The following is a 3,391-nucleotide window of genomic DNA, read 5'->3' on the forward strand; positions in this document are numbered from 1 at the left end:
GTATTAGTGTTGACTAAAAAAATATTATCTTAAAGGTGAATATATGAAATTAATAGGTCTTATTGGTGGAATGAGCTGGGAGTCATCTACTGAGTATTACAAAATGATAAATGAAGAAGTAAAAATAATATATAATTTTATTATGTAAACAACAATCGTATGTGTGGAAAACATTCAGAAAATATCTTATAATGTAAGTGGTTACATTTAAGGGGGAATGCGGATGTTTTCAGTTCGACCAATCGCATTTGTACATAATGAAAGAATGGAAATTGCGGATGATGAGTGGGGAGAAGTAAGATCACTTATTACTTTAAGCGAGTCGTTTACAGAGGAAAGTATACAAGGGATCGAAGAGTTTTCTCATATTGAAGTTATTTTCTATTTTCATAAAGTAACAGATGAACAAATTCAGTATTCTGCTAGACACCCTAGAAATAATAGTAAGTATCCGAAAGTAGGGATTTTTGCACAGCGTGGAAAAAATCGTCCGAACCGAATAGGAGCGACAATTGTTAATGTGATAAGAAGAGATGGAAAAACAATTGTTGTTGAAGGATTAGACGCAATCGATGGTACACCTATATTGGATATTAAGCCTGTTATGAAAGAATTTATACCGAGGGAAGAAATAAAGCAGCCTAAATGGGCAACAGATATTATGAAACAGTATTGGAAGGGGAATGGAGTAAAATGAGAATATATGAAGCAACAATTGCAGATTTAGATGGACTAGCATCTGTTTTTAATAACTATCGAGTATTTTATCGACAAGATTCCGATATTGAAGGAGCAAAAGTGTTTTTACGAAATCGAATCGAGAGAAAAGAATCCATTATTTTCGTCGCAGTTGAAGACGGTGAATATATTGGATTCACGCAACTATATCCTTCATTTTCTTCCATTTCGATGAAAGAATTATGGATTTTAAATGATCTGTTTGTACAAGAGGCAAAGCGCGGAGCCGGAACAGGTAAAAAATTATTAGAAGCTGCTAAAGAATTCGCCTTAGAAAATGGCGCAAAAGGTGTAAAATTACAAACAGAGATTGATAATTTATCAGCTCAGCGATTATACGCTGAAAATGGATACTTGAGAGATAATCGTTATTTCCATTATGAATTAACTTTTTGAAATATATATAGTTAAATGAGACGTTTTCAAAGTGAAGACGTCTCATTTAATTTTTTTATTGATGATTTAAAATCCAATTTGTAGCGTCTTCAAAGTTTTCTGCAATGTAATTCGGTTCAATATGTGCCCATTTGTCTCGGAACGTATGTAAAGCATCATATCCAGCACCAGTTCGAACTAATATTGTTGTTGCATTTACTTTTGCACCAGCAACAATATCAGTCCAGCGATCACCGATTACAGCGCATTTTGTTAAATCAAGCCTATGTTTTTCTGCTGCTTGCAGGAGCATACCTGTGCTCGGTTTGCGGCATTCACATCCGCCACCATGTTTATGAGGACAAAGGTAAATATCATCAAAACCAAACCCTTTTAATTCTTGCACAAAATCATTCGCAGTTGCTTTTCCATCCGCGATACCTGGTTGATTCGTAAAAGAGAATAGTTTAATATTTTGAGCTTTTAACTTTTGTAAAGATTCCTTTGTAAAAGGAAATAATGTGAAAGAACCTGGATAATGTATTGTAGTATCACCGCCAATTGTTCCGTCACGATCAATGAAAATAGCTTCAATGTTTTTCATAGTTACAGTCCTTTCTTTGTACCAGTAGTTTAAAAATGTTTTACAAATCGATACCCATTTACTTCATAGCCCAATTTTTCATAGAAGGGGTGTGCTTCTTTGCGGTTCATTCCACTAACAAGCCAAGTACCAATACAGTTATGCTCTTTTGCTAATTGTTCTGCGTAAGCCATTAAAATATGTTCAACTTCATTTAATAAATATAAAAACACCAAACATTAAATATTCTGCTAAAATATGTTTTTTCCTGCCTTAATAGCAAACTGTTCAGAACAATGTCACGAGAAAATATGCTATAATTTCCCTTGATTGTAATGTAAATGGAAAGAAGGTAAGTATTATGCTAGAGGTGAATATCCGCTCAGCCGGATATGAAATTGGTGAAAAGACAGTTCATGATATTGCATTTGCAATTGAAAAAGGCGAGTTAGTTGCTCTTATTGGTGCGAATGGCGCAGGAAAGAGTACGACAATTAAATCGATACTCGGTTTGCTTGTCAATACGGATGGTGAAATCTCGTTTGGTGAAAAGAAAAATCCATATGCATATGTACCGGAGCATCCCACTTATTATGATTATTTAACTTTATGGGAGCATATTGAATTGTTAATGGCTGCCTGTGGAAATGAAGAGGGAAATTGGGAGGGCAAAGCAAGGGAATTATTACATACGTTTCGAATGGAAAAACATATACACGAATACATATCAAAGTTTTCAAAAGGTATGAAACAAAAATCGATGCTAATATTAGCATTTTTAACAGAGCCAGATTTTTATATTATTGATGAGCCTTTTATCGGTTTAGATCCAGTAGCTACGAAAGAATTTTTGAATTACTTATATAAAGAAAAAGAGCGAGGAGCCGGAATTTTACTTTGTACGCACGTACTGGATACAGCTGAAAGAATTTGTGAAAGATTTTTACTCATTTCGCAAGGTACGTTAGTAGCAGATGGACATTTAGAGGCGATCCAATCGTTAGCAGAAATGCCAGGAAGTACACTGTTAGATTGTTTCGATGCAATTGTAAGGCGGGAACAAAATGATTAAACAACCGTTTAATAAAAGGTTACGTCATGAATTGCAAAGAAAATGGAAAGCGATTCGTTCTGTAACAGATTGGACAGTAGCATTATATATTATTATTCCCGCACTTATATTTATTGGAATGTATTATCGTTCATTATGGGTAAAAGAACTATCAATGGAAGAGACCGTTTATTTCGGATTAGGTTTACTTGCATTTTACTTTGTTACATTTTCAAGAGGAGTTCGCTCATTCTTTGAACAGGCAGATAGCTTATTTTTAATTTCGTACCCAAATCATATGCGAAGGTTAATGAAGATTGGCATGATATATACGTTAATTCGGATTGCAATAACGAACGCAATTGTAGTATTCATTATGCTGCCTATATTGATGAAAAGTATGGGAGCGACAATTATACAAATCGTACTGTTCTGGATTTTCTTTACTGTTTTTCGATTTATGCTATCGTTGTTGACGAGATTCATAAATGTACGTGTGGGGAAACGATGGGTTTTATTGATTATAAAAGATGTTATATTTTCTTTTAGTTTGATTTTTTTTGGAATCAGTGTATTTTTTATTTATAAAAATCCATTGTATTCCATATTATTTATCGGTCTAGCAGCTTTATTTACTATAGTCT

Annotated in this window: 5 protein-coding genes and 2 pseudogenes; 5 read left to right on the top strand and 2 right to left on the bottom strand. The window is 33.8% G+C overall.

Going from position 1 to position 3,391, the window contains the following annotated elements:
- Positions 1 to 43: 43 nt before the first annotated feature.
- The 3 genes and pseudogenes from AB3X48_RS19540 to AB3X48_RS19550 all read left to right on the top strand — a co-directional run.
- Positions 44 to 124: pseudogene (locus tag AB3X48_RS19540) on the top strand (aspartate racemase); the annotation flags it as partial.
- A gap of 99 nt (positions 125 to 223) precedes the next feature.
- Positions 224 to 697, top strand: coding sequence for an SAM-dependent methyltransferase (locus AB3X48_RS19545; protein WP_016104727.1), 474 nt, complete (start codon positions 224 to 226; stop codon positions 695 to 697).
- Positions 694 to 1,134: a GNAT family N-acetyltransferase gene (locus AB3X48_RS19550; RefSeq protein WP_033710381.1), complete on the top strand. Its 441-nt coding sequence runs from the start codon at positions 694 to 696 to the stop codon at positions 1,132 to 1,134. Before AB3X48_RS19545 ends, AB3X48_RS19550 begins: the two co-directional genes overlap by 4 nt.
- Before the next feature lie 55 nt (positions 1,135 to 1,189).
- Here the strand turns inward: AB3X48_RS19550 and AB3X48_RS19555 are convergent, their stop codons facing one another.
- Complete coding sequence (locus AB3X48_RS19555) at positions 1,190 to 1,717, bottom strand: HAD-IIIA family hydrolase (RefSeq protein WP_002202162.1); 528 nt, start codon at positions 1,715 to 1,717, stop codon at positions 1,190 to 1,192.
- 29 nt (positions 1,718 to 1,746) lie between these two features.
- Positions 1,747 to 1,893, bottom strand: a pseudogene (locus AB3X48_RS19560) (GNAT family N-acetyltransferase); the annotation flags it as partial.
- Between the two features lie 164 nt (positions 1,894 to 2,057).
- On the opposite strand from AB3X48_RS19560, the gene AB3X48_RS19565 reads away from it, so the two are divergent.
- Positions 2,058 to 2,768 carry an ABC transporter ATP-binding protein gene (locus tag AB3X48_RS19565; protein WP_016104728.1) on the top strand — a complete coding sequence of 237 codons (711 nt, stop codon included), beginning with the start codon at positions 2,058 to 2,060 and terminating at the stop codon, positions 2,766 to 2,768.
- Positions 2,761 to 3,391, top strand: a 631-nt coding sequence (locus AB3X48_RS19570) for an ABC transporter permease (protein WP_367959827.1), incomplete at its 3' end; no start/stop codon positions are given. The genes AB3X48_RS19565 and AB3X48_RS19570, both read left to right, overlap by 8 nt.

The organism is Bacillus sp. S4 (genome assembly GCF_040838205.1).
In the GTDB taxonomy this organism is placed as follows: Bacteria; Bacillota; Bacilli; order Bacillales; family Bacillaceae_G; genus Bacillus_A; species Bacillus_A cereus_U.

What these genes read in the sequence shown, in the direction of transcription:
- AB3X48_RS19545 (WP_016104727.1), top strand. Translation starts at nt 224, where the DNA reads ATGTTTTCAGTTCGACCAATCGCATTTGTACATAATGAAAGAATGGAA.
- AB3X48_RS19550 (WP_033710381.1), top strand. Translation starts at nt 694, where the DNA reads ATGAGAATATATGAAGCAACAATTGCAGATTTAGATGGACTAGCATCT.
- AB3X48_RS19555 (WP_002202162.1), bottom strand. Translation starts at nt 1,717, where the DNA reads ATGAAAAACATTGAAGCTATTTTCATTGATCGTGACGGAACAATTGGC.
- AB3X48_RS19565 (WP_016104728.1), top strand. Translation starts at nt 2,058, where the DNA reads ATGCTAGAGGTGAATATCCGCTCAGCCGGATATGAAATTGGTGAAAAG.